Annotated in this window: 21 protein-coding genes; 15 read left to right on the forward strand and 6 right to left on the reverse strand. The window is 67.0% G+C overall.

Features of this window, described 5'->3' with window-relative positions; all coding sequences use genetic code 11:
• The first annotated feature begins 2 nt into the window (after positions 1-2).
• From rpsD to DVT68_RS12235, 6 genes are all read left to right on the forward strand, one after another.
• Complete coding sequence (rpsD, locus tag DVT68_RS12210) at positions 3-629, forward strand: 30S ribosomal protein S4 (RefSeq protein WP_114825380.1); 627 nt, start codon at positions 3-5, stop codon at positions 627-629.
• Between the two features lie 16 nt (positions 630-645).
• Positions 646-1,644 (forward strand): DNA-directed RNA polymerase subunit alpha, encoded by a 999-nt coding sequence (locus tag DVT68_RS12215; RefSeq protein ID WP_114825381.1) that lies wholly within the window; start codon positions 646-648, stop codon positions 1,642-1,644.
• A gap of 306 nt (positions 1,645-1,950) precedes the next feature.
• On the forward strand, positions 1,951-2,331 hold the full coding sequence (gene rplQ, locus DVT68_RS12220) for a 50S ribosomal protein L17 (RefSeq protein WP_114825382.1): 381 nt from the start codon (positions 1,951-1,953) through the stop codon (positions 2,329-2,331).
• Positions 2,332-2,609: 278 nt separating this feature from the next.
• Positions 2,610-3,107: a disulfide bond formation protein B gene (locus DVT68_RS12225; protein ID WP_114825383.1), complete on the forward strand. Its 498-nt coding sequence runs from the start codon at positions 2,610-2,612 to the stop codon at positions 3,105-3,107.
• A gap of 15 nt (positions 3,108-3,122) precedes the next feature.
• Positions 3,123-4,508 (forward strand): class II 3-deoxy-7-phosphoheptulonate synthase, encoded by a 1,386-nt coding sequence (locus DVT68_RS12230; RefSeq protein ID WP_425477497.1) that lies wholly within the window; start codon positions 3,123-3,125, stop codon positions 4,506-4,508.
• Between the two features lie 231 nt (positions 4,509-4,739).
• Positions 4,740-6,425: an MASE1 domain-containing protein gene (locus tag DVT68_RS12235; RefSeq protein ID WP_147281722.1), complete on the forward strand. Its 1,686-nt coding sequence runs from the start codon at positions 4,740-4,742 to the stop codon at positions 6,423-6,425.
• Here the strand turns inward: DVT68_RS12235 and DVT68_RS12240 are convergent.
• Positions 6,422-8,029, reverse strand: a complete 1,608-nt coding sequence (locus tag DVT68_RS12240) for an amidase (protein ID WP_233523452.1) — start codon at positions 8,027-8,029, stop codon at positions 6,422-6,424. The genes DVT68_RS12235 and DVT68_RS12240 overlap by 4 nt on opposite strands.
• Before the next feature lie 237 nt (positions 8,030-8,266).
• Between DVT68_RS12240 and DVT68_RS12245 the strand changes: the two genes are divergently transcribed.
• Positions 8,267-8,947: a c-type cytochrome gene (locus DVT68_RS12245; RefSeq protein WP_425477509.1), complete on the forward strand. Its 681-nt coding sequence runs from the start codon at positions 8,267-8,269 to the stop codon at positions 8,945-8,947.
• On the forward strand, positions 8,944-10,227 hold the full coding sequence (locus DVT68_RS12250; protein WP_114825386.1) for a c-type cytochrome: 1,284 nt from the start codon (positions 8,944-8,946) through the stop codon (positions 10,225-10,227). Before DVT68_RS12245 ends, DVT68_RS12250 begins: the two co-directional genes overlap by 4 nt.
• Here DVT68_RS12250 and DVT68_RS12255 read toward each other — a convergent pair.
• Entirely contained in the window at positions 10,196-11,182 is a 987-nt protein-coding gene (locus DVT68_RS12255; RefSeq protein ID WP_114825387.1) for an NAD-dependent epimerase/dehydratase family protein, read from the reverse strand. The genes DVT68_RS12250 and DVT68_RS12255 overlap by 32 nt on opposite strands.
• Before the next feature lie 92 nt (positions 11,183-11,274).
• Here DVT68_RS12255 and DVT68_RS12260 point away from each other — a divergent pair, with 92 nt between their 5' ends.
• The gene (locus DVT68_RS12260; protein ID WP_114825388.1) at positions 11,275-12,168 is read left to right on the forward strand and encodes a LysR family transcriptional regulator; all 894 of its coding nucleotides are present in this window, start codon (positions 11,275-11,277) and stop codon (positions 12,166-12,168) included.
• Here the strand turns inward: DVT68_RS12260 and DVT68_RS12265 are convergent.
• Positions 12,153-12,665: a mismatch-specific DNA-glycosylase gene (locus tag DVT68_RS12265; protein ID WP_114825389.1), complete on the reverse strand. Its 513-nt coding sequence runs from the start codon at positions 12,663-12,665 to the stop codon at positions 12,153-12,155. The two genes, DVT68_RS12260 and DVT68_RS12265, sit on opposite strands and share 16 nt — an antisense overlap.
• A gap of 181 nt (positions 12,666-12,846) precedes the next feature.
• Here DVT68_RS12265 and rng point away from each other — a divergent pair, with 181 nt between their 5' ends.
• The 3 genes from rng to tldD all read left to right on the forward strand — a co-directional run bounded on the left by rng (position 12,847) and on the right by tldD (position 19,885).
• Positions 12,847-14,334 (forward strand): ribonuclease G, encoded by a 1,488-nt coding sequence (rng, locus tag DVT68_RS12270; RefSeq protein ID WP_114825390.1) that lies wholly within the window; start codon positions 12,847-12,849, stop codon positions 14,332-14,334.
• Positions 14,335-14,405: 71 nt separating this feature from the next.
• Positions 14,406-18,356, forward strand: coding sequence for a YhdP family protein (locus DVT68_RS12275; protein ID WP_114825391.1), 3,951 nt, complete (start codon positions 14,406-14,408; stop codon positions 18,354-18,356).
• Between the two features lie 89 nt (positions 18,357-18,445).
• Positions 18,446-19,885 (forward strand): metalloprotease TldD, encoded by a 1,440-nt coding sequence (tldD, locus tag DVT68_RS12280; protein ID WP_114825828.1) that lies wholly within the window; start codon positions 18,446-18,448, stop codon positions 19,883-19,885.
• On the opposite strand, the gene DVT68_RS12285 is transcribed toward tldD, so the two are convergent.
• Positions 19,882-20,796: a sterol desaturase family protein gene (locus DVT68_RS12285; protein ID WP_114825392.1), complete on the reverse strand. Its 915-nt coding sequence runs from the start codon at positions 20,794-20,796 to the stop codon at positions 19,882-19,884. The two genes, tldD and DVT68_RS12285, sit on opposite strands and share 4 nt — an antisense overlap.
• Positions 20,797-21,059: 263 nt before the next feature.
• Here DVT68_RS12285 and DVT68_RS12290 point away from each other — a divergent pair, with 263 nt between their 5' ends.
• Entirely contained in the window at positions 21,060-22,478 is a 1,419-nt protein-coding gene (locus tag DVT68_RS12290) for a YeiH family protein (protein ID WP_114825393.1), read from the forward strand.
• A gap of 394 nt (positions 22,479-22,872) precedes the next feature.
• Here the strand turns inward: DVT68_RS12290 and yjgA are convergent, their stop codons facing one another.
• Together yjgA and DVT68_RS12305 are read right to left on the reverse strand one after the other, a co-directional pair.
• A complete protein-coding gene (yjgA, locus tag DVT68_RS12300) occupies positions 22,873-23,454 on the reverse strand; it encodes a ribosome biogenesis factor YjgA (RefSeq protein ID WP_114825395.1) in 582 nt (193 codons plus the stop codon).
• Positions 23,455-23,484: 30 nt separating this feature from the next.
• Complete coding sequence (locus DVT68_RS12305) at positions 23,485-23,733, reverse strand: DUF1653 domain-containing protein (protein WP_114825396.1); 249 nt, start codon at positions 23,731-23,733, stop codon at positions 23,485-23,487.
• A gap of 115 nt (positions 23,734-23,848) precedes the next feature.
• Here DVT68_RS12305 and pmbA point away from each other — a divergent pair, with 115 nt between their 5' ends.
• Positions 23,849-25,201 (forward strand): metalloprotease PmbA, encoded by a 1,353-nt coding sequence (pmbA, locus tag DVT68_RS12310; RefSeq protein WP_114825397.1) that lies wholly within the window; start codon positions 23,849-23,851, stop codon positions 25,199-25,201.
• A 111-nt stretch (positions 25,202-25,312) separates the two neighbouring features.
• The gene (locus DVT68_RS12315; protein ID WP_114825398.1) at positions 25,313-25,747 is read left to right on the forward strand and encodes a DUF4870 domain-containing protein; all 435 of its coding nucleotides are present in this window, start codon (positions 25,313-25,315) and stop codon (positions 25,745-25,747) included.
• Positions 25,748-25,822 lie beyond the last annotated feature (75 nt).

Raw genomic sequence — 25,822 nt, forward strand, 5'->3', positions numbered from 1 at the left:
CCATGGCCCGTTATCGTGGAGCTACCTGCAAACTCGCCCGTCGTGAGGGTGCAGATCTCAGCCTGAAGAGTCCGGCTCGCGCCATCGACTCCAAGTGCAAGCTGGAAAACAAGCCCGGCCAGCATGGCGCCAACAAGCGCATGCGCATGTCCGACTACGCCAACCAGCTGCGTGAAAAGCAGAAGGTCAAGCGTATCTACGGCGTGCTCGAGCGTCAGTTCGGCAACTACTACACCAAGGCGTCGACCCTCAAGGGCAACACCGGTGAGAACCTGCTGCGCCTGCTCGAGAGCCGTCTGGACAACGTCGTCTACCGCATGGGCTTCGCGGTCACCCGCGCCCAGGCTCGTCAGCTGGTCAGCCACAAGGCTGTGCTGGTCAACGGCAAGAAGGTGAACATCCCCTCGTACCAGGTTCGCGCCGGTGACGTGGTGGCCCTGACCGAGCGCGCCCGCACCCAGCTGCGCGTGCAGGAAGCGGCGACCGTGTTCGACACCATGGACCTGCGTCCGCAGTGGGTGGAAGTCGACAGCAAGAAGTTCGAAGGCACCTTCAAGGCGATGCCGGACCGCGGCGACCTGCCGACCGACATCAACGAGAGCCTGATCGTCGAGCTCTATTCGAAGTAATCAACCGGAGCCCTGCATGGCAGTTTCGTCAACTAGCGTGCTGCGGCCTCGCGGCCTCAGCGTCGAGCAGCTCGGAGCCAACCGTGCCAAGGTGGTGGTGGAGCCGCTCGAGCGTGGCTTTGGCCACACCCTGGGCAACGCGCTGCGTCGCGTGCTGCTCTCCTCGATCCCTGGCTCCGCCATCGTCGAGGTGGAAATTGATGGCGTGCTGCACGAGTACACCACCCTTGAGGGCCTTCAGGAGGACGTGATCGAAGTCCTGCTGAACCTCAAGGACGTGGCGATTCGCCAGCACACGGGTGACGAAGTCACCCTGACCCTGTCCAAGAAGGGCAAGGGCGTGGTCACGGCCGGCGACATCGTTGTCGACCACTCGGTGGAAATCATCAACCCCGAGCACGTGATCTGCCACCTGACCAAGGACATCGCGCTCAACATGCGCCTGAAGGTGCGTCGCGGCGTCGGCTACCAGCCGGCCAGCGCGCGCCAGCACCCGGACGACGAAGCTCGTCCGATCGGTCGCCTGCAGCTCGACGCGTCGTTCGCGCCGGTGCTTCGCGTGGCCTACGAGGTGGACGCTGCCCGTGTGGAACAGCGCACCAACCTCGACAAGCTGGTGCTGGACATCGAGACCAACGGCACCATCGGTGCGGAAGACGCGGTTCGCAAGGCCGCCGAGATCCTGAACGACCAGCTGTCGGTGTTCGGTGACTTCTCGCGTCGCGAGAGCGCGACGGACAAGGCGGAGAAGGGCGGTTTCGACCCGCTGCTGCTGCGTCCGATCGACGACCTGGAGCTGACCGTTCGTTCGGCCAACTGCCTGAAGGCCGAGAGCATCTACTACATCGGCGATCTGGTGCAGAAGACCGAAGTGGAGCTGCTTAAGACCCCGAACCTCGGCAAGAAGTCCCTGACCGAAATCAAGGACGTGCTGGGTGGCCGCGGTCTGGCCCTGGGCATGAAGCTCGAAAACTGGCCGCCGCCGGGCCTGTCGCACGGCATGCAGCTGGGCTGAGTTTGAAGGCGACCGTTCGCGGTCGCCGGCAGTATCGGCAAACTGGCGAGCGACCTTCGGTTCGCTCGCCAGCTGCCAAAAGCGGTCCCCTGGACCGCATGAAGATTCGGGCGACCGCCTTGGTCGCTTGGTATTGGCAGTCTGACGAGTGTGTTTCGCCTCGGATTTTGCAGACGCCTGAAACGGCCCACTTGGCCGTCTTGCTCAACAAGAGCCCGTACCACGAAGGGCTTCATCAGCGGGTAACCGCGGGAAGTCGGACCTAACCGCCGGCTTTTCATAACAACAGACATAGAGAGTATTGCCATGCGCCACCAGAAATCCGGTCGCAAGCTCAACCGCACGAGCAGCCACCGCGAAGCCATGTTCAAGAACATGGCTGCGTCGCTGATCAAGCACGAGCTGATCCGCACCACCCTTCCCAAGGCGAAGGAACTCCGTCGCATTGCCGAGCCGCTCATCACGCTCGCCAAGACCGATGGCGTCGCCAACCGCCGCCTCGCCTTCTCGCGCCTGCGCGACAAGCAGGCCGTGGGCAAGCTGTTCGTCGAGCTGGGTCCCCGTTACCAGACCCGTCCCGGCGGCTACCTGCGCATCCTCAAGTGCGGCTTCCGCCCGGGCGACAATGCCCCGATGGCGTATGTCGAGCTGGTCGATCGCCCGCAGGTTGAGGCTGCCGCCGAGTAATCGGTAGCAAGCAAGCGTTTCGCGAAACCCTGGCAGGGCAACCTGCTGGGGTTTTTGCTTCCTGATGCCAGGAATCCTGCTGTCGGAGCCCGCCGTGTACGCGATCGGCCTGTGGGGGCCATGCACCGAAGATGGCCAAGGTCGGCGGCTTGGCCTCGGCGTCGGGCCATGGTTGCGCGACCTGTGCCTTCTTTCGGCAGGCGGTGGCTTTGGGCAGGGCTGACAGGGGCGGGGCAAGCGGGTAATGTCCCGTTTTCGCAACGCAGCATATTCAGGCCATGAACCCATTTCGCTGGTCGTATCGCGCTCTTTCCCTCGCCGGTTTCGTCCTCTGCGTGGCCCTGTTGGGTTATGCGCTCTATGCCGAACACGTGCTGGGCATGATTCCGTGCCCGCTATGCATCTTCCAGCGCATCGCCTTCATGGTGATGGCGGTGTTCTTCCTGCTAGGCGGGCTGCATGCTCCAACGGGCGGCGCTCGCTGGATCTATACGGGCGGGGCCTTGCTGGGAGCGCTGGGGGGCATCGCCACGGCCGGACGCCACTTGTGGCTGCAGACGTTGCCGGCGGACCAGATTCCCGCCTGTGGCCCCAACCTTGGCTACATGATGGACACGTTCCCGTTCGCCAAGGTGCTTAAACTGGTCTTCACCGGCTCAGGCGAGTGCGCCAAGATCGAGCCGGTGTTCGGCCTGCCCATGCCCGCCTGGACCCTGCTCTGGTATCTGCTGCTGGCCTTCGCGGCCATCGTCGCCGCGACGCGCAAGCGCGCCTGAAACGAGCCGCACACCATGTCACACGCCATGCCCACCCCGATCATGTCGCCACAGCTCTCCTCCGACTGGTCGCCTGCCAGTTGGCAGGCGCGCCAGGCCCTGCAGCAGCCGACTTACGAGGACGCCGCCGAGCTCGCCCGGGCCACGGGCGAGCTGGCGACCCTGCCGCCGCTGGTGACCTCGTGGGAGGTGCTCTCGCTCAAGCAGGCGCTGGCCGACGCGCAGGAGGGCAAGCGTTTCCTGCTGCAGGGAGGCGACTGCGCGGAAAGCTTTGCGGACTGCACCAGCCCGGTGATCTCCAACCGGCTGAAGGTACTGCTGCAGATGAGCCTGGTGCTGGTGCACGGGCTGCAGAAGCCGGTGCTGCGCGTGGGCCGCTTCGCCGGCCAGTACGCCAAGCCGCGCTCGGCCGACACCGAGACGCGCGACGGGGTGACGCTGCCGTGCTTCCGAGGCGACCTGGTCAACAGCCCCGAGTTCACCCCGGAGTCGCGCCGCGCGGATCCGCACCGCCTGATCCGGGCGCATGCGCGTTCGGCGCTGACCATGAACTTCGTGCGCGCGCTGATCGACGGCGGCTTCGCTGACCTGCATCATCCCGAATACTGGGACCTGGCCTGGGTTGAGCACTCCCCCCTGGCGGCGGAGTATCGCCGCATGGTCGCCGCCATCGGCGACTCATTGCGCTTCATGGAGACGTTGGCGGGCCCGATCGCCGGGTTCTCGCGGGTGGACTTCTTCACCTCGCATGAAGCCCTGCTGCTGCACTACGAGGAGGCGCTGACTCGCCAGGTGCCGCGTCACCAGGGCTGGTTCAACCTGTCCACGCACTTCCCGTGGATCGGCATGCGCACGGCTGCTCTGGACGGCGCACACGTGGAGTACTTCCGAGGTATCCGCAACCCGATCGCGGTCAAGGTGGGACCCTCGGTCACGCCGGACCAGTTGCTGCCGCTGATCGACGCGCTCAACCCCGAGGACGAGCCGGGTCGCCTGACCCTGATCCACCGCATGGGTAACGGGCCGATCGGCCGGGCGTTGCCGCCGCTGCTGGATGCGGTGCGGCGCGAGGGGCGTCGCGTGCTGTGGGTGGCCGATCCCATGCATGGCAACACCGAGACCACCTCCAACGGCTACAAGACTCGCCGCTTCGACAATATCCGCGGCGAGCTCGACCAGGCCTTCGACATCCACGCCGCCGCCGGCACCCGCCTGGGCGGCGTGCATCTGGAGCTGACCGGCGAGGACGTCACCGAGTGCATGGGAGGCGCCCGCGACCTGAGCGAGGCGGATCTCGACCGCGCTTACAAGTCCATGGTCGACCCGCGGCTCAACTACGAGCAATCGCTGGAACTGGCGATGCAGATCGTTCGCAAGTCGACCGGGTCGATCCCTGCCTGAGCGTCCGGTGCTTCGCCGTCAGGGATACGGACGGTGGACGGCCGCGCTTGTGAGCGAATGTGGTGGAAGATGAGCGCCTGATGAACAGCGGGTGCATTTTCCTGCCAGAATGGCGCCTGCGTACACAGCTCGGGCTGTCGCCTCGATCGAGGGGCGCGGCGCCGGGCTTGTCGAACAGGGGCTTCGCATCACCGCATGGTTAGGACGACGAACGAAATGAAGCGCGCGGGCATGCCTGCGCGGGTCATCAGCATGGGACGCTACCTGGCGGCCGGCATGGCTTACGCCAGTTGCTATGCCCTGCTGCGCTACCTATCCAGTTCGCATTGGAATCTCACCTCCGGTTTGCGCGTGCTGTGCCTTTTGCTGGTTCCGGCGCGTTACTGGCCGGCATTGTTCGTGGCCGAGTCATTGCCACTGGCGTATGCGGGCTGGGACAACCATGAGCGCTTTGGCTGGCTCTGGGCGAGCGCCCTTGCCGTGCCGCCCCTGATGCTCAATGCGCCGGTATTCGCATGGTGCCGCCGTCGCGTGGCGTTGTTCCGCGGCAGCGAAGTTCATGTAACCGGCATGCTGACCTACATCCTCGTGGGCGCCGTCCTTACGGCGCTGATCAATACGGGGACGCTTGCCCTGATGCGGATGCCGCCCGGGGAGACTCCTCCGGTCATCACCCTGCACATCGCGCTGGACTATTTCCTTGGCGGCTACCTGGGGGCGCTAACCCTGGTCCCGGCCTTCCTGGCCTTCCTGGCCTTGCGCGGCTGGGCGGCGAGGGGACGCGTCGCATGGCTGGAGGCGCTTCGGGGCGACTTCGTCAGGGACTGCGTCGTCGGTGTGCTGCCGCCACTGGTGTTGATGATGTGGATGATCTCGCGGGTGGACCACCTGGAGGTGATGCAGGTGATCCGCATGGCGATGTTCCTGCCGGCGGCCTGGCTGACCCTGCGACACGGTTGGCAGGGAGCGGCTGTGGGCGGGCTGCTGGCCAGTGTGGCCACGCAGCTCACCGAGACCGTGGTGCGCGATCCAGCCGTCATCCAGGCGCAGGCGTTGATTGCCTTTGCGGTGTCCAGCCTGCTGATGGTCGGAGCCAAGCTTGCCGGCGTTTCGAGGATGGCGCCGAACGATGGCGATCTGATGCGTGGCCTGCAGCTGGCGCAGCGGGGTCTCTACCAGGAGGAACTGCGTCTTCGTCAGGTGGCCGAGTCATTGGAGCGACTGGGCCAATCCATGCGCGAAGGTCAGCAGCGCATGTTCGAGCGCTTGCGGCCGTTGCTGCCGGCGAACATCGAGCAGAGCTATGTGCGACATATCGACCATACCCAGCGCGAGGTGCACCGTCTGGCCGACACGCTGCATCCGCGCGCCTGGCGCGAGCGTGGCCTGGCGGCCACGTTCGAAGATGGCCCGCTGGCCAGGGCCGCAGCCATGGCGGGGGCGTCCTATCGCTGGGAGCTGGGCGGCTCTGGCCTCGAGTCGTTGTCGCCGGACGTACACCTGATGCTGTACCGCCAGGCGTGCGAGATCCTCGTGTACCTGATGGCGCGCGAACCAGTGCGGGACGTCCGTGTGCAGATTCGCGGCGGCCTCACCCACGGTCATCGATGGGCGGTGCTGCGCATCAGCGGCGCCCGTGCGACGCCAGCGCAGCGTGGCAAAGCGGCGCCGGAGTGGAGTCAGTTGGTGTCGCTGCTGGGCGCCAGCGGGCAGGGACTGACGACCATCCGCGACCGCGCCCAGATCTATGGCGGCATGGTTCACGAGCGCGAAGATGGGCAGCGGTTGGCTGTCAGTGTGCTGCTGCACGACGCGTGGCAGGCTGAGCCTGCCGCCGCATCGGCGTCATCCACCTCGCCACTATCGATCCAGTTGCGTGAGCCTGGGCCGGCGACGCGGAAAGTTCGGCAGATCTAGCGGCCCGCCGGCACCGGGCTGCCGCCGACGGTGTCGAGGAAGCCTGGCGCCCGCCATGCCCGGGCATGCTGCTCGAAGCCGTAGGCGATGGCGATCAGGGTCGGCTCGCTCCACTTCGCTCCGAACAACACGATGCCCACCGGCAGCCCGTGGGCAAAACCGGCCGGAAGGGTGAGCGACGGGTAGCCGGCCATGGCGGCCGGCTGGGAGGGGCCGCCGACCGTCGGGTCGCCACTGACCACGTGGTCTCCCAGGATGGGGTCGGTGACGAAGGTGGGGCCCCAGGACGGCGCCAGCAGGGCGTCCAGCTGCTGCGACTGCAATGCCGCATCGATGCCTTCCGGGCCCGACAGGCGTTTGGCCTTGTCGAGCGCCTGGGTGTAGGCCACTTCGCTCAGTGGGCCCTTGGCCTGCGCCTGCTCGAACAACTCCTGACCGAACCACGGCATTTCGCGCTCCGCCTCGCGACGGTTGTAACCGATCAGTTCGGCCAGACTCTTCACCTGCAAGCCGGGTCGCGTGGCCAGATACGCGTTGAGGTCGTGCTTGAACTCATACAGGAGGACGGTGAGCTCCACGTCGCCCAGTTCCTTCAGGTGCGGTAGTTCCACCGGGTCGATGACGATGGCGCCCTGTGCCTTCATCAGTGCAATTGACTGATCGAGGATGCGGTCGGCATTCGGTTCGGCGCCGGCCAGCTCGCGCACCACGCCGATGCGCTTGCCGCGCAGGCCCTCGGGATCGAGGAAGCGGGTGTAGTCCGTGGCGTGACGGTCAGCCTCGGCCGTGGCGTCATCGCGAGGATCGCTTCCTGCGATGACGCTGAGCACGGCTGCGGCGTCGGCGACATTGCGCGCCATCGGGCCGGCGGTGTCCTGGCTGTGGCTGATCGGCACGATGCCGCTGCGGCTGACCAGCCCAAGCGTGGGCTTGATGCCTACGATGCCGTTGGCGGCTGCGGGGCAGATGATGGAGCCGTCGGTTTCGGTGCCGATTGCCGCGGTGACCAGTCCTGCGGCCACCGCCGCGCCGGAGCCGGCGCTGGAGCCACAGGGGTTGCGGTCCAGCGCGTACGGGCTGTGCGTCTGGCCACCGCGGCCGCTCCATCCGCTGCTGGCGTGGTTGGAGCGGAAATTGGCCCACTCGCTGAGGTTGGTCTTGCCGAGGATCACGGCGCCCTGCGCGCGCAGACGTTCGACCAGCCCTGCGTCATGCGCCGCCGGCGCGTCCACCAGCGCCAGCGAACCGGCCGTGGTGTGCATGCGGTCGCCCGTGTCGATGTTGTCCTTCAGCAACAGCGGAATGCCGTAAAGGGCGCTGGATGGCTTCTCGTGCGTGCGCTTCTGGTCAAGCTTGCGCGCCAGCTCCAGCGCATCGGGATTGGTTTCGATCACCGCGTGCAGCGATGGACCGCTCTGGTCGATGCGCCGAATGCGCTCCAGAAACTGCTGCGCGAGCGCGTGACTGGTGAGGCTGCCTGACTGCATCTGCTGCTGCAGCGTGGCGATGGAGGCGAAGGCCGGGTCCGTCGATTCGCCCGCGAACAGCAGGGGACTAAGCAGCAGCGAAGCGACCACGGCGAGCGAAAGCGGACGACGAGACACGGAACCTCCTGGCGGACATAGGTGTGCGTCATGATGTCGCAAAAGATGCCGTGGGTTGATGCTTGCGGTGGTCCGGGCGGGGGCAATGCCTATAATCAACGGATGGCCTGCCACGCCGTACTGGCGGCGTCTCTCGCGCACCACGGGAACTTCATGAAAGGGCTTATCGCGAAGCAGTGGCAGGGCAGGTGCGCCATGGGCCGGAGGCTGTCGAGTCTGATCCTGGCCCTGGCATTCATGATGGCGTCGCATGCCGAGGAGGCTGCGCACCCGGACATTCCCGACACGCTTCAGCAGCGCATTGCCTCCTGCACCTCCTGCCATGGCGTGCATGGCGAGGGCACGCCCGAGACCGGATTCTTCCCACGTCTTGCAGGCAAACCGGCCGGCTATCTGGCGCGGCAGCTGCAGTACTTCCAGAGCGGCCTGCGAAAATACGGCCCGATGGAATACACCGTGCGAGAGCTCAGCCCCGACTACATGCGCGAGATCGCCGAATATTTCGCTGCGCAGGAAGTGCCTTATGCCCGTTCGCCGATGCCACGGCTGCCGGCCGAAGCGCTCAGTCGGGGCGAGCAACTGGTGATCCACGGCGATCCGGCGAGGCAGGTCCCGGCCTGCGCCGCTTGCCACGGCAGCCAGCTCACCGGCGTGCAGCCTAATATTCCGGGGCTGGTTGGTTTGCCGTACGACTACATCAGTTCGCAGCTGGGTTCGTGGCGCACGCAGACGCGGGCGATGGCGGCGCCCGATTGCATGGCGCAGATCGCCAACCGCCTCAGCGCCGAGGACATCAGCGCGGTATCGGCGTGGCTGGCTGGGCGCGAGCTGCCGGCGGACATGCATGCACAGGCGCCCGGCTCGGTCACGCCGCCGTTGCATTGCGGTGTGCTGGAAGGGCAGGAGGGCGGGGCATGAAGCGCGTCATAGGCATCATCATCGTGCTGTTGCTGGCCATCGGTGGCTGGTGGCTGTGGCGTGAAGCCGCTCGGGCGCCGACCCCGTCGCCATCCGGCGCAGTCGATGCCACTGAGCTCAAGGACCCGGCGCTGATCGCCCGTGGCGAGTACCTGTCCCAGGTGGGTGACTGCGCCTCCTGCCATACCGCGCAGGGCGGGGCGCGCTTTGCCGGTGGTCGGGTGCTGTCCACGCCGTTCGGCAACATCGCCGCGCCCAACATCACGCCCGATCGCGAGACTGGCCTCGGCGAGTGGAGCTTCGAGGATTTCTGGCAGGCCCTGCACGTCGGCAAGGGACGCCACGGCGAGCTGCTCTACCCGGTGTTCTCCTACACCTCGTTCACCAAGGTATCGCGTGAGGATGCGCGGGCGATCTTCGCCTACCTGCAATCCTTGCCGCCGGTGCATCAGCCGGCCAAGCCGCTGGGGCTGGATTTCCCCTATAGCGTGCGCAACAGCCTCAGCGCGTGGCGCGCGCTCTACTTCCGCGAGGGTGAATTTCAGCCCGATCCCGGCAAGTCGGATGCCTGGAACCGCGGCGCCTACCTGGTGCAGGGCCTGGGTCATTGCAACGAATGCCATGCGCCTCGCGACGCGCTTGGCGGCAGCCAGGCCAGCCCGACGCTGGTGGGCGGCCAGATGCCGGCGCAGAACTGGTACGCGCCCGACCTCAGCACCCAGGCCAACGGCGGCTTGGCCGGCTGGTCGGCGCAGGACATCGTCGACCTGCTGAGGACCGGGCAATCGGCGCGCGGCACCGCGTTCGGGCCGATGGCCGAGGTGGTGGCGCAGAGCACCCAGCACATGCACGAGGACGACCTGCAGGCGATCGCCACCTACCTGCAGTCACTGCCGCCGCGCGCCGCCAGGACGGCTGAGCAGTCACCGATCGACACGCGCCAGATGATGGCCCAGGGCGCCAAGATCTACGAACAGCGCTGCGCCGACTGCCACGGCGCCGATGGCAACGGGGTACCCGGTATCTACCCGCCCTTGAACGGCAATTCCTCGGTCAACGAACCCAGCGGAACCAACGCGGTGCGCGTGGTGTTGCTCGGCGGTTTCCCGCCAGTGACGAAGGGCAATCCGCGACCTTACTCGATGCCGCCATTCGCGCAGCAGCTCAGCGATGCCGACGTTGCGGCGGTGGTCACCTACATCCGCCGCTCGTGGTCGAACCAGGCATCGCCGATCCTCGAACGCGACGTCAGCAAGTACCGGCATACGTCGGTCGACTGACCGGCGGTAGGCAACCGATGCCTTCCAGGGTGGTGCGCAGGGCCTCGTCCAGCGGCGTGTAAAGCTCGCCTCCGAGGAAAGCGCGCAGCTTGGTGTCGTCGAGCCGGATCGGCGTACGCCACAGGTAGCGCATCTTGCAAAGCTCGCGCATGGTCTCGTTGAACGGCGCGGCCAGCTCGGCGAACCACCAGGGAAAACGGCCTGCCTTGATGTGCGGATTGCCGGTGGCGTGGCGGATGCCGTCGAGCATGCCGTGGCCGTCGAGCCAGTAGCCGCCGAAGTGGAAGCTGGCGAAGTCCTCCAGTTCGGCTTCGCGATCCAGCAGCCGGGCCAGCACCTCGCCGACGTCCGGCAGATAAGCCCAGCTGTGGCCGATGGCGTAGTCGCCGGGATAAAGCACGCGCCGCACCGGGGCGCCCGCACGCACCAGTCCTTGAGCCAGCCAGCTGTTGCCGGTGCGCGGACCAAAGAATTCGCCGCAACGCAGGATGAGCGCCCGCACGCCCTGATCGGCCGCCTCGCGCATCCGGCGCTCCATCTCGGTGCGGATTTCGCCCTTGCGGGTCGGCGGATGCTGCGGCGAGCGCTCGGTCAGGCGGGGAAACGCATCCGGGCCGTAGTTGTAAATGGTGCCGGGCAGCACGACGCGTGCGCCGTGGGCGCGGGCGGCGGCCAGGGTGTGATCCAGCATGGGCAGAACCAGCCGGCCCCAGCCGCGATAGCCGGGCGGATTCACGGCGTGGACGATCACGCTGGCGCCAGCCGCGGCGGCCAGTACGTCGGCGGCGTTCATGGCGTCGCCGGCGATCCATTCGACCTGCCGGTCGGCGGGGTCGGCAGGCGGTTTGCGCGCCAGGGCGCGTACCCGCCAGCCATGGCGCCGCAGGGCCGCGCAGGCTTCGCTGCCGATACCGCCGTTGGCGCCGATGACCAGGGCCATTCGCTGGGTGTTCATGGTGGGCTCTCCGTTTGGGGATGGGAGCAGCTTGAACGCCGACAGCCTCAAAGAAAATTCGCTAATAGCTAAGATCTGCTATAAAAATATGCATGGCAAAGGCTGATCCCGGATGGGAGCTCTATCGATCCTTTCTCGCCGTCATGCGTGAGGGCAGCCTGTCCGCCGCTGCGCGGTCGGTGGGCATGACCCAGCCCAGTCTCGGGCGTCACATGCGCGAGCTGGAATCGGCGCTGGGCGTGGCGCTGTTCGCCCGTTCGCCGCAGGGGCTCACGCCAACGGCTTTGGCTCACGAACTGGCGCCGCACGCCCAGGCCATGGCCTCCGCCTCGGCGGCGCTGCAGCGCGCCGCCTCCGCCGGCAAGGACGATATCCGCGGCGCAGTGCGCATCAGCGCCAGCGAAGTGATCGGGGCCGAGGTGTTGCCGCCGATCCTCGCCGCCTTTCGCCAGCGCCATCCCGGCATCGTGCTGGAACTGGTGCTCTCCAATCAGGCCAGCGACATGCTGCGGCACGACGCCGACATCGCCATCCGCATGGTCCAGCCCACCCAGGAGGCCCTGGTCGCGCGGCACGTCGGGCGCATCGAGCTGGGGCTGTTCGCGCATCGCCGCTACCTGGAGGCGCATGGCCAGCCAGCCACGCTGGGTGAGCTCGCCGGGCACGCGCTGATCGGTTTCGACACCGAGGCGCCCTATGTGCGTCGCCTGCGTCCGGAAGGTCTGCCGTATACGCGCGAACACTTCGCCCTGCGCACCGACAGCGACCTGGCCGCGCTGGCGGCGATCCGCGCTGGCCTGGGCATCGGCATCATCCAGGTCGGTCTGGCCAGGCATGATCCGGCGCTGGTGCGGCTGCTGGCCGCCGAACTGTCGTTGCCGCTCGAGACCTGGGTGGTGATGCATGAGGATCTGCGCCAGAGCCAGCGCGTCCGCCGTCTGTTTGACCACCTGGCCGAGGCGCTGGCCGACTACGCCCGTTCCTGAGCGGTTGGGCGCACCAGCGCGGCCAGTTCTCGCCACGGCCCGAGGTCCCAGTGGCCACGGGCCTGGCCGGAAGGCGAGGGCAGCACGAACAGCCGCGTGGCGCCGAAGCACTCCGATTGCAGCCCATAGCCCGCGGCGCGGCCGAGGGCGGCGCGAGCGGCCATTTTGCTGGTGAAGGCAAGCACGCCGGGCGCATGATGCGTGATGCGCGCCTGCAGCGCCGCCACGTCGAAGGCATCGCGTGGCAGTTCATCATCGTTGCCGGCGTGGTGCTTGGCCAGGTCGGTGAGGCCGATGCCCAGCGACAGCAGCAGCGGAAATTCGGCAGGCGCGAAGAGGCGTGGGGTCAGCTGGACGGCATGCAGGGCGTGCCAGAACCGATTGCCCGGGTGCGCGTAATAGGCCTGCTCGGATGCCGAGCGCCGGCCCGCCGCGGTCCCGCAGAACACCAGCGACAGGCCCGGACGAAGCAGGTCGGGAAGGATCGTCTGAAGCATGGGGCGCAGCTTAGCGTCGCGGTTGTTTCGGCGGGGCAATCGAGCACTGGTCGGTACATGAAATCGACGGGTGTGCAGGCATTTTGGGCACCAGTTGGCGCGCCGTGTCGACGGACTTCACTACGCATCGACAGTGTGCGCGTCCTGCCGCTATAAAGATCGCCGATTAAGGGAGTGCCCGGTGAGCGAAGAGATCCTGATCAACGTGACCCCACGCGAGACTCGCGTCGGCGTGGTGGAGAACGGCATGTTGCAGGAGGTGCACGTGGAGCGGGCCTCCCGGCGCGGTTACGTCGGCAATGTGTACAAGGGGCGCGTGCAGCGGGTGATGCCGGGCATGCAGGCGGTGTTCGTCGACATCGGGCTGGAGCGCGCGGCGTTTCTGCACGCCTCGGACATCCTTCGCCCGCAGGCGCCCGGCGCGGCCGAGGGCGCCGAGGCGTCGGCCGGAGGCAACGGCCACGTGCCGTCGATCAGCGAGCTGGTGCACGAAGGCCAGGAGATCGTGGTGCAGGTGGTCAAGGACCCGATCGGCACCAAGGGCGCCCGGCTGTCCACCCACCTGTCGATTCCTTCGCGCTACCTGGTGCTGCTGCCGCACGCCAAGACGCTGGGCATCTCCGCCCGCATCGAGGAGGAGGAGGAGCGCCAGCGCCTGAAGGACGTGCTCACGTCGCTGATCGGCGAGAACCCGCTCGGCTACATCGTGCGTACCAATGCCGAGGGCCAGACCGCCGAGTCGCTCGCCTTCGACGTCACCTACCTGGGCAAGGTGTGGCGCGTGGTGCAGGAGAACATCGCCAAGGCCAAGGTCGGCGACCGCGTATATGAGGAACTGTCGCTGCCGTTGCGCAGCCTGCGCGACATGCTCAACGACGACATCGAGAAGGTCCGCGTGGATTCGCGTGAGACGTTCGAGAAGGTCGTGAAGTTCGTGCACAAATTCATGCCCCACCTCGACGACCGCGTGGAGCACTACAGCGGCGAGCGCCCGATCTTCGACCTGTATGGCGTGGAGGACGAGATCCAGCGCGCGCTGAAGAAGGAAGTGCCGCTGAAATCCGGTGGGTACCTGATCGTGGACCAGACCGAGGCGATGACCACCATCGACGTGAATACCGGCGGCTACGTCGGCACGCGCAACCTCGAGGAAACCGTCTACCGCACGAACCTGGAGGCGGCGCAGGCGGCGGCGCGCCAGCTGCGCCTGCGCAACCTCGGCGGCATCATCATCATCGACTTCATCGACATGACCGACGAGGAGCACCGCCGCCAGGTGCTGCGCATGCTCGAGAAGGGACTGGCGCGCGACCACGCCAAGACCACCGTCTATCCCATGTCGGCTCTCGGCCTGGTGGAGATGACGCGCAAACGCACCACAGAGAGCCTGGAACGGCAGCTGTGCGAACCCTGTCCGGCCTGCGGTGGGCGGGGAACGCTGAAGACGGCCGAAACGGTGACCTACGAGATCTTCCGCGAGATCACCCGCGCGGTGCGCCAATTCAACACCGAGAAACTGCTGGTGATGGCCAGCCCCAAGGTGGTCGGACGCATCCTGGAGGAGGAGTCCGTCGCGGTGGCTGAATTGGAAGAGTTCATCTCCAAAAGCATACGCTTTCAGGCCGAAGAACATTATTCGCAGGAACAGTTCGATGTGGTTTTGCTTTAAGCGCCCGGCGGTAAGCGCCGCTGGCCTGGCCGCGCTGTGAGCGGACCGTGAACGCGCTCTGGCAAAAGCGCATGCGTCTGGGTGTCCGGGCACTGGCCTGGGTCGCCGGCGTGGCCCTCATCTCGCTGGCCGTGCTGATGGCCGTGGCCCAGCTGTTGCTGCCCACACTGGCCAGCCACCCGGAATGGGTGTCGGCGCGGCTGGGCGAGGTGCTGCAACGCCCGGTGAAGTTCGACTCGCTGGAAGGCCATTCCCAGCCCGCCGGTCCGTTGTTCGTGATGCGTGGCCTGACCATCGGCAGCGAAGACGGCCAGGTTCCGCTGCGTATTCCCGAGGCCGAGCTGAAGCTGGACTTCGGCGGCTGGCTGCTGCCGACGCGCCACCTGTTGAACCTGCATGCACGCGGCCTGCAAATGGACATGAGCCGTGACAGCGATGGCGCCTGGCACATCAACGGCATTGGATTGGCCGGTGGCCAGGAGCGGCAGAGGCCCGCGTTCGGGCAGTTGTCGGTGGGCCTGTGGCTGACCAATACCCGGCTGGAAATTACTGACCATAAGCTGGAGCGCCATTACACCCTGCTCGCCGACCAGTTGCGCCTGAGTCGGCAGGGGCGGCGCATCCGCGTCGGCGCGCTGCTGCGCCGCGAAGGGGCGCCCGGACAACTGCGCGGCGCCGGCAGTTTCAGTGACGACGGCGCCGAGGGCCGGTTGTGGATCGGTGGAACCGACCTGGACCTGCATGTCATGTCCATGGGCATCGATATGGGCGGCTATACGGCTGAGAGCGGTAGTGGCTCGTTTGAAAGCTGGCTCGATTGGCGCGACGCCAAAGTGGTGCGCAGCCTGACCCGTTTCCACCTCAAGCATCTGGCGGTGGGCAACCCCGACGGCGTGGTGGCCACCGCGCCATCGCTGGATGGCCTGGCTGAGCTGGCCATCGGCAAGGACGGTTACACCCTGCGCTGGGCCGCCGACAACGGCGGCGCCGCGGTGATCAGCGCGCAGGCCATGGGGACTGATCAGGCCCACGTGGATGCGGCCGTGAGCAACCTGCAACTGGGGCCGCTGGTGCCCTGGCTGGCGCTCAAGCCGAACCTTTCGCCTGGGCTGGCGCGGTGGGTGGGCTCGGGCAACCCGCGTGGACAGATCACGCGGGCGCAACTGCACTGGAACAAGGCCGATGGGTTGCAGGCGCTGGATGTCGCCTTCAAGGGCGTGGCGATCGATCCGGTGGGCAAGTTGCCGGGCGTCGACGGCATTCAGGGCGAGCTGCGCGGCGATGCGGAGGCGCTGGATGTCTCGTTGCCGGCGCAGTCCACGGTGGTGCGGTTTCCGCACACCTTCCGCGAGCCGTTCGTGATGCCGCGACTGCAAGGCGACCTTGCGTTCTGGCGCGACGACGAGGCCTGGCATATCGGCACCGAGGCGCTGAGCTTCGAAGGAACTGGCTTCGGCGGCGAGGCGCGTGGCGAGGTGGCCCTGCCGCTGGCTGGCGGGCCTCCGTTCATGGACCTGTACGCCAGCCTGAGCCATGCGGACGTGGTGGCCGCCAAGCTGTTCTGGCCCATCGACTCGATGGCGCCGGCGGCCGTGCAATGGCTCGACCAGGCGCTGGTGGGTGGCTCCATCGATCATGCTGACGTGCTGGTGCGCGGTGACCTGAAGGATTGGCCGTTCCACCACAACGAAGGGCGTTTCGAGGCGCATGCGGATATCAGCGGGCTGACGCTCGAGTACGGCAAGGACTGGCCGCGCGCGGAAAACGTCTCGGCCGTGGCGAGCTTCGTCAACAGCGGCATGATCGTGGAAGCCAGCGGTGGCGAATCGCTGGGCAACAAGGTCGATCGCGCGGTGGCGTTGATCCCCGAGTTCGGCAACACCGTGCTCGACCTCAACGTGAGTGGCAATGGCAGCGGCGCGAGCATGCTGGAGTTCGTGCGGCGCAGCCCGATCGGCATCCATCAGGCCGATGTGCTGTCCAAGCTCAAGCTGGGCGGCGGTGGCGCTTTCGATTTCCACCTGTCGCTGCCGGTGGCCAAGGCCGAGGACTTCCTGCTTGACGGACACGCCCAGCTCAAGGGCGTCGATTTCAACGCACCGGAATGGAACCTCAAGCTGGACAAGCTGACCGGACCGGCGACCTTCGACAAGGCCGGCTTCCACGCCGGTCCGCTCGACACCAGTTTCCGCGGGCAGCCGGCCAAGCTGGATCTCGCCATCGCTGGCGCTACCGGCCAGCCAGACACGCTGTTGTCGGCCAAGCTCAACGGACGCTTCAGCATGGGCGAGCTGGTTCAGGGCTACAAGGAGCTGGACTGGCTCAGCCAGATGGCGGACGGTCGCGCTGATTTCAGCATCGGCTTCAACATCGCGCATCCCACCGCATCGGCGGCGGTCAGCCAGCAGCTCAGCGTCGACTCGACGCTGGCAGGCATGTCGCTCAATTTCCCGACGCCGATGAAGAAGCCCACCGAGGGTACCCTGCCGTTGCACCTGGACATGAACCTGCCGATGGCCGGCAGCGAGGTGCAACTGGCGGTGGGGCAGGTGGTGCGCGCGCGGATGCGCCTGCCCCAGAACGACAGCCAGTCGTTGGCGGCCACCTTCGCATTTGGCGCCAAGATGCCCGACACCATGCCCAATCACGGCATCCGCATCCGTGGGCGCGCGGCCAAGCTGGACGTCACCGGTTGGGTGCAGTACGCCGCCTCCGGCGCCAGCAACGGTGGCCCGGGGCTGGAAAGCATCGATGTGAACGCCGACCAGGCGATGGTGTTTGGCCATCCATTCGCCGACATGCACCTGCTGGCCAGCTCGGCCGCCGATGGCCTGACCGTCGACGTGGACAGCGCGGCGCTGGCCGGGCGATTCGGGGTGCCGCTGGCCGACATCAACAAGCGCGGCGTCACCGCGCGACTGCAGCGCCTGTACTGGCCCAGGGATGTCGTGCCGCCCCCGCATAAGGCCGGAGAAACTGCGGCTGCCGCTTCGCCCCAGGCGGCGCCGGCTGCGGCCAGCACGAGCCCCACACCGCCTGCGCCGAACCCGGCCGCCACCGGTATTACGCCGTCGGCGCTGCCACCGTTCCACCTGTGGGTCAACGACCTGCGCTTTGGTGATTCCAAGCTGGGAGAGGCGCGCCTGGAGACCTGGCCAACCGAGCGTGGCATGCACATTGACCAGCTGCGCACGCTCTCGCGCGGGGTGCAGATCACTGGCGCCGGCGACTGGGAAGGCACCGCCGGCAACAGCCGTTCGCACATGCGCATCGATTTCTCCGCGGAGAATCTTGGCGAGATGCTCGGCGCCTTCGGTTACGAGGGCCTGCTGGCCGGCGGCAAGGTGCGCGCGCAGCTGGACGCCAGCTGGCCGGGGGCGCCTTCCGCCATGGAGCTGGGCAACATGGACGGCAAGCTGAGCATCAACATCACCGATGGCCGCATGCCGGAGGTGGGGCCGGGCGTGGCCCGCCTGTTCGGCCTGGTCTCGGTGCTGGAGCTGCCGCGTCGCCTGACCTTCGATTTCGGCGACGTGTTCGGCAAGGGGCTGACCTTCGACGCCATCACCGGCGACTTCAAGCTGGGCGACGGCAACGCCGTCACCGACAACCTGCAGATCCGCAGTCCGGCGGCGGAAATCACCATCAAGGGTCGCACCGGCGTGCACGCCAGGGACTACGACCTGCAAGTGCTGGCCATACCGCACGCCGGCAATACCCTGCCGGTGGTGGGAGCGGTGGTCGGTGGACCGATCGGCATCGCCGCGGGCTTCGTGGCGCAGGGGTTGCTGGGCAAGGGCATCAACCACGCGGCCAGCGCCCACTACCGGATCACCGGCAGCTGGGACAAGCCGGTGATCACCGTGGTCGAGAAGAAGGACGTTGCCATTCCGGCCGCCGTACCGCCTTTGACCGGTGAGGCGCTTACACCGGCGCCGACGCCCGCTCAGGCCCCCGCTCAGGCCCCCGCCCAAGCCCCTGCCAAGGCTCCATCTCCGGCCCCGGCCAGCACGGTCCATTGATGCCGGGCCCACCCGTCGCGCGCCTTTAAACCGTCGGCGGCGGACCCCAACTTGTTACAGTCCCCCTTTTGACCGATGGCAACGACTTCATGGATTCCCTGATCGCGCAGGCCGAACGCCGCCTGCTGGCGCCGGGCGGCCTTGCCGCCACCGACCTGGACCGGGTCTTCAACCAGTTGATGGGCCCGTCCATCGACGCCGCCGACCTGTATTTCCAGCACTCGCGCAGCGAGTCCTGGGTGCTGGAGGAGGGCATCGTCAAGGACGGCAGCCACTCCATCGAGCAGGGCGTGGGCGTGCGCGCCATCAGCGGCGAGAAGACCGGTTTCGCCTACTCCGACGAGATCGTGCTGCCGCAGCTGCTGGAGGCCTCCAGGGCCGCCCGCGCCATCGCCCAGGGCGGCAACGGCGTCGGCAAGCCGCTGGCGCTGAACGGCGCCCGCCAGCTGTACCCCGCGATCGACCCCGTGGAAAGCCTGCCCAATCCCGACAAGATCGCCCTGCTGCGCGAGGTGGATGCCTATGCGCGCTCGCGCGACCCGCGCATCAAGCAGGTGATCGTGAGCTTGGCGGCCACCATGGACACGGTGCTGGTGGCCGCGTCCGACGGCACGCTGGCCGCAGACGTGCGCCCGCTGGTGCGCCTGAACGTGCAGGTGATCGCCGAGCACAACGGCCGCCGCGAGCAGGGCAGCGCCGGTGGCGGCGGTCGCTATGGCTACCGCGAACTGATCGAGAACGGCCGCGCGCTGGCCTTTGCCGATGAAGCGGTCCGTGGCGCGCTGGTGAACCTGGACGCCGTGGACGCGCCGGCTGGCAGCATGCCGGTGGTGCTGGGTCCGGGCTGGCCTGGCGTGCTGCTGCACGAGGCGATCGGCCATGGCCTGGAAGGCGACTTCAACCGCAAGGGCAGTTCCGCCTTCGCCGGCCGCATTGGCCAGCGCGTGGCGGCGCCCGGCGTCACCGTGGTGGACGACGGTACCCTGGTCGGTCGCCGCGGTTCACTGAGCGTAGACGACGAGGGCACGCCCACCGAGTGCACCACGCTGATCGAGGACGGCATCCTCAAGGGCTACATACAGGACAAGCTCAACGCGCGCTTGATGGGCATGGCCCCCACCGGCAATGGTCGCCGCGAATCGTTCGCGCAGCTGCCGATGCCGCGCATGACCAACACCTACATGCTGGCTGGCCAGCACGATCCGCAGGAGATCATCCGCTCGGTGAAGCGTGGCCTGTACGCGGTGAACTTTGGCGGTGGCCAGGTGGACATTACCAGCGGCAAGTTCGTGTTCTCCGCCAGCGAGGCCTACCTGATCGAGGACGGCAAGATCACCCGCCCGGTAAAAGGCGCCACCCTGATCGGCGCCGGCCCCGAAGTGCTCACCCGCGTCTCCATGATCGGCAACGACCTCTCGCTCGACGAAGGCGTCGGCGTGTGCGGCAAGGATGGCCAGAGCGTGCCGGTGGGCGTCGGTCAGCCGACGTTGAAGGTGGATGCGATGACGGTGGGTGGTACCGCGTCCTAATCGCCGAAGGCGGGCATTGGCGTGGCTTCGGGCGCCGTCTGCATCCCATGCAGGCGGCGCAGGTCTTCGGTGGTCTCGCCCTTGCCGTTCGGGCGCCAGCCCGGCGGCGCAAACAGGTAGCCGAACCATTCGCGCGGACTGCGCGCGCCGCGCAGGTCACGCGCCAGTTCCGCCCAGGGGGCGAACTCCAGTCGCAGCACGTTGTAGCCAGTCGCCGGATGCACCAGGCCATAGCGGCAGGGCACGTCGTCCCGTTCGGCGACATAGGTGCCGAACAGCCGGTCGAACACGATCAGCACGCCGCCATAGTTGGCATCCAGGTATTCCAGATTCGCGCCGTGATGCACCCGGTGCGAAGAGGGCGTGTTGAGCACGTACTCCAGCCAGCCCAGGCGGGGAATCCAGGTGGCGTGCAGCCAGAACTGGTAAAGCAGGTTGAGCGCGAGCGTGGTGAGCACCAGCCTGGGTGTGAAACCCAGCCAGGCCAGCGGCGTGAAGAACAACTGGCTGCCGGTGATGCGGCCCATCCAGCCCAGCCGATAGGCTGCGGACAGATTCAGCTGATTGGGTGAGTGGTGAACCCGGTGGGTCAGCCAGAACCAGCGCACGCGATGCGCCGCGCGGTGGTACCAGTAGTAGCAGAACTCCATCCCGACGAATAAGAGCAACACGCTCCAGGCGCCGCCAAGCGTGATGGTGGCGAGGCGGTGGCTCCAGGCCAGTGCGAACACCGGGGCAGCCAGCGACAGCGGCAGCAACACCAGAGCCTGGCGTCCAAGCTGGTCGAGGATCGATAACCCCATCGCCTTCCAGTCGTACCGGCCGGGCTGTCGGCGGTTCAGCACCACCGCCTCCGCCAGTGAGGCGGTCAGGGCAAAGGGCAGGGCGATCAGGAGCAGGTCGTGGGGCATGCGAAGTCAGTGCGCTCACCGGTATGGCGGCCAGTCTAAGCGCAACACCCACGTCCGTGCCGCGTTGCATCGGGCATGTAACGCCGGTGAGCCGGTTTCGCCTATGTGACAGTCGCCGCCAACGGGCATATGGATAGAACGAAAGCTCATTTTGCTTTCGCGCCGCACCGGTGGACATTTCACGGTGCGGATGGATGTCCGACGTGAAGCCGTCCGGACGTCTGGATGTCCGATCTCAATGTGCCTGCAAAGAGGGCGATGCCATGAGTGAAATCACGCGCGTGCTGCCGGCTGGCGCATCGCCGGTCGAAGATGCTGCCGTGCGCGTGCCGCGCACTGGCGTGTTCTCCAACGAAGACTGGTGGTCAGTCTGGATCGGCCTGCTGGTGATCGTGGTGGCCTGGGCGTTGTTCGCCAGCGGCAGCAGCCTGAAGTGGCTGGCGGTGGCGCCGGCCAAATGGACGACGCTGAGCGAAGTGGGACATGGCATCGTCGCCCATTTGCCGAACTATCTCGCGCTGTTCGCGACGTTCGCGTTGCTGTTCGGCACCGGCCTGGCGGTGCTCGGCCACTCCCTCTCGCGCTTTCTGCGGGGGTTCCTCATCCTGTTTGTCGCATCGCTGGTGATCTTCACCGCGTCGGCGTGGACGCAGGCGTCCCATTACAACCTTGAAGCGCCGTTGCTGGCGCTGGCATCCGGATTGCTGGTGTCGAACCTGGTGAAGCTGCCGGAGTGGTTCCAGTCGGCGCTGCGCGTGGAGTTCTACATCAAGGTGGGCATCGTACTGCTGGGCGCGACCCTGCCGCTGACTTTGCTGGTGTGGGCCGGCCCTGTGGCGGTGGGACAGGCGACCATCGTCTCGCTGGCGACGTTCTTCACCATCTTCTTCGCCGGCAAGGCGCTTGGCCTGGACAAGCGCTTCGCCGCGGTGCTGGGCGTGGGCGGCGCCGTGTGCGGCGTGTCGGCGTCGATTGCCGCTGGCGGCGCGGTGCGCGCCAAGCGTGAACATGCCTCGATGGCGATCACCCTGGTGGTGGTGTGGGCGATCGTGATGATCTTCGTGCTGCCGTTTGCCTCGCGTGCGCTGGGCTTGTCCACTGCCGTGGCCGGCGCGTGGATCGGCACGTCCGAATTCGCCGATGCGGCGGGCATCGCTGCGGCGCAGGCCTATGGCGATGCCGCCCGCCATGCCGGCGGCGCCATTGCCGGCGCGCCTGACGCGGCGGTGCAGGCCTTCACCCTGATGAAGGTGGTGGGCCGCGACATCTGGATCGGCATCTGGGCTTTCACCCTGGCCTGGGTGGCCGCCACCCGCTGGAGCCGTGACGACGGCGTGCAGGCGAAGGCGGATGTGCGCGAGATCTGGGCGCGCTTTCCGAAGTTCGTCATCGGCTTCGTGCTGGCCTCCGCACTGGTGACCTGGATCGCCAGCCACTACTCGCTGGCGGACTACCGCAAGATCGTCACGCCGGACCTGGTGGCGCCGATCAGCACGTTGCGCACCTGGGCCTTCACCTTCTGCTTCCTCAGCATCGGCCTCACCACGCGACTGCGCTCGCTGACCGCGATCGGCTGGAGGCCGTTCCTGGCCTTCACGATTGGCGTGGCGGTGAACGTGGTGGTCGGCTACCTGCTGTCGGTGCATGTGTTCGCCGATTACTGGAACGGACTCGGCGGATGAGCGCGGCGGTGGCCGCCGATCTGCCCCGCGCGGCGCCGGCATGCTGCCTGCATTGCCGGCATCGCGAGGAGGCGCGGCAACGTCTGGAGCCACAGCTCCCGGGGATGGCGTCGTTCGGTTCGGCTTATGGCGCTACCGTCGCGGAGAGCCGCTTGTGTGGGCTGCACGACTGCTGGGTGTCGCCGCGAGACACATGCAGCCAGTTTGAGCGGAAGGGCTGAGTTCCAACGTGCCGTCATCCCAGCGTAGGCTGGGATCCAGCGTCTTTTATTTGCTCTGGCGCCAAGAGCAAGGCACTGGATGACTCGCTACGATCGCCCCCTTGGGGGCCGCCCTTCGGGCGTTCTGCGCGCTTTGCGCTTGTCCGGCCTCCGCCGGGATGACGATGAGGAGCTCAGGGCTCCTCGTGTTCCGATTCGTCTTCGCCTTCAGCGGCTTCCTCGGCATCCACATCGCCACCATCGGCCAGCTGCTTCAGCAACTGGTAGATCTCGCGGTACGCCCGCGGCGGCTTGTTGGCGTCTTTCTCCGCCTTAGCCTGGCGCACCAGCGAGCGCAGGTGCTGGCGATCGAGATTCGGATACTGCTCGATCAGCTCACCGATAACGCCATCGGTATCGGTCAGCAGGCGCTCGCGCGTCACCTCGAGGCGATGCATGGCGGCGGTCTCCTGACGCTGGCGCTCGCGGTTCTCGCCCAGCGCGGCGCGCACGCCGTCGAACACTTCGGCCTCGTGGCGGCGCATCACCTTCGCCAGGAACGCCATCTGGCGCTTGCGCGCGATATGCGCGGTGATGCGGCGGGTGTTGGCAATCTCGCGCTGCACGTCTTCGGGCAGATCGAGCTTGGCCAGCTTCGAGGCCGGCAGTTCGACCAACTGGTTGGCCAGGGCCAGAACGGCCAGCGCGTCGCGGCGCTGCTGCGTGCGGGTGGGGCCGTAATCGTGGTCGGGATCGTGGGTGTAGGTACGCTTCACTCGGGGTCTTCCAGCAGGGCGGCCAGGCGGTCAGTGGGTGGCGCTGTGGCTGTCGAACAGGTTCGGTTCGGCCTGTTCCAGGGCGAATCGGGGAATCGGCTCACCTTCCAGTTCCACCGTTTCGCAGAACATCGTGGCGGGACGCACCCACAGGCCGAAGTCGCCATAGAGCGCCTGGTAGACCACCACTTCTTCCATCGTCTCGCTGTGCCGGGCCGTGCCCAGTACGCGGTAGCGCTGGCCCTTGTAGTGACGGTAGATGCCGGCTGTCGGTGACATGGCTTTCTCCGGGGACGCTCTTTGCAAATCGGCCACGCAACCCCATCTCGGGAAAGCTGCGCGGGTAGGACCGCGTATTCTACCCGTTACCCGCTTGCCTGCAGGAATCCCTCGCGTGACCGAACTTGCCCCCACCCAGGACCGCAGCCTGGACGAACTGGATCGACTGGCCCAGCTGGCTGAGGAAGTGATCCGCCGCGCCCGCGCCGCGGGCGCCAGCCAGGCCGAGGTGGCGGCCAGCATCGATACCGGCCTGAACGTCAACGTGCGCCTGGGTGAGGTGGAGACGGTCGAGCACACCCGCGACCGCGGATTCGGGCTCACCGTGTATTTCGGCCAGCGCAAGGGCTCGGCCAGCACGGCCGACCTCAACCCCGAGTCGATCCAGGCGACCCTGGAGCAGGCCTGCGCCATTGCCCGCTTCACCGAGGAAGACCCGGCGGCCGGCCTGGCCGACGCCTCGCGCATGGCCACCGAGTTCCCTGACCTGGACCTGTGGCACCCGTGGCGCATCGACACCAGCGAAGCGATCGCCCTCGGCAGGGACATCGAGGACGCCGGTCGGGCCCATGCGGGCATCAGCAATTCCGATGGCGCCAGCGTGCAGATGGGCGAGGCCCTGGCGGTCTACGCCAATTCGCACGGCTTCGTCGGCCGCGAGCGCGGCACCCGCCACTCGCTGTCGCTGTCGCTGATCGCCGGCGACGACGAGGGCATGCAGCGCGATTACTGGTACGACAGCGTGCGCGCGGCGGGCGACTTCATGAGCGCCCAGACGCTGGGCGACAAGGCGGCCCAGCGCACGCTGGCGCGCATGGGCGCCCAGCGTCTGTCCACGCGCCAGTGCCCGGTGCTGTTCGCGCCGGAGGTGGCGCGCGGGCTGGTCGGACATCTGGTCGGCGCGGTCAGTGGCGGTGCCCTGTATCGCCGGGCCAGCTTCCTGCTCGACCATGCCGGCCAGCAGGTCATGCCGTCGTGGATGAACATCGTGGAGCGCCCGTTCCTGATGCGCGGTCAGGGTTCGGGCGCCTTCGACGCCGAGGGCGTGGCCACGCGCGACAGCGCGCTCATCGAGAACGGCGTGCTGGCCCGCTACGTACTCGGCAGTTATTCGGCCCGCAAGCTGGGGCTGGCCTCCACCGGCAACGCCGGCGGCATCCACAATCTGCTGGTGGAGCCAGGCCAAGACGACTTCGCCGGCATGCTGCGCCGCATGGGCACTGGCCTGCTGGTGACCGAGGTGATGGGGCAGGGCGTGTCCACCGTCACCGGCGATTACTCGCGCGGCGCCGCCGGCTTCTGGGTGGAGAACGGGCAGATCGCCTATCCGGTAGAAGAGATCACCATCGCGGCGAACCTGCGCGACATGTACGCCAACATCGTCGCCGTGGGCGCCGACGTGGATCCGCGCTCGCACATCCTCACCGGCTCGATCCTGCTCGAGCAGATGACCATCGCCGGCGAGTAGCCCTTCTGGCGGGGGTATTTCCCGCGTGTCCTTGTTACGATCTCCTTGCCGGTTCGCGCCGCTGACGCCGGGCCGGCAGGACAACGAGGTTCACGACCAGGAGATGCGCGCATGAGCGTTCCACCCGAGTCCGTCGTACCGCCGCCGAACGACCCCGCCGCGTCGTCCGACCTACCCTCCGCCCAGCAGCGCCAGTGGGCCATGTTTGCCCACCTGTCGGCGTTGCTTGGCCTGGTCATCACCGGCCATTGGCTTGGCTGGGGATGTTTCCTGGGGCCGCTGGTCATCTGGTTGGTCAAGAAGGATGCGATGCCCTTCGTCGATGATCAGGGCAAGGAAGCACTCAACTTCAACATCACCGTGGCCATCGTCTTCTTCGCGCTGTTCTTGCTCACCTTGCTCACGCTTGGCTTGGGTGTGCTGGTGGCATGGCCTGTCGGCGTGGTGGTGGGTGTAGCCTGGCTGGTGTTCACCATCGTGGCCGCCATCCGCGCCAATGAGGGCGTGCGCTACCGCTACCCGTTCACGCTGCGGCTGATCCGGTGAGGCGAAGAGCGAAGAGCGAGGAGTGAGTGTGGAGAAGTGAGTAGTGAGAGAAAGCCGTTGCCACTCGGCTCTCTC

This window comes from Dyella solisilvae, assembly GCF_003351225.1.
Lineage (GTDB): Bacteria > Pseudomonadota > Gammaproteobacteria > Xanthomonadales > Rhodanobacteraceae > Dyella > Dyella solisilvae.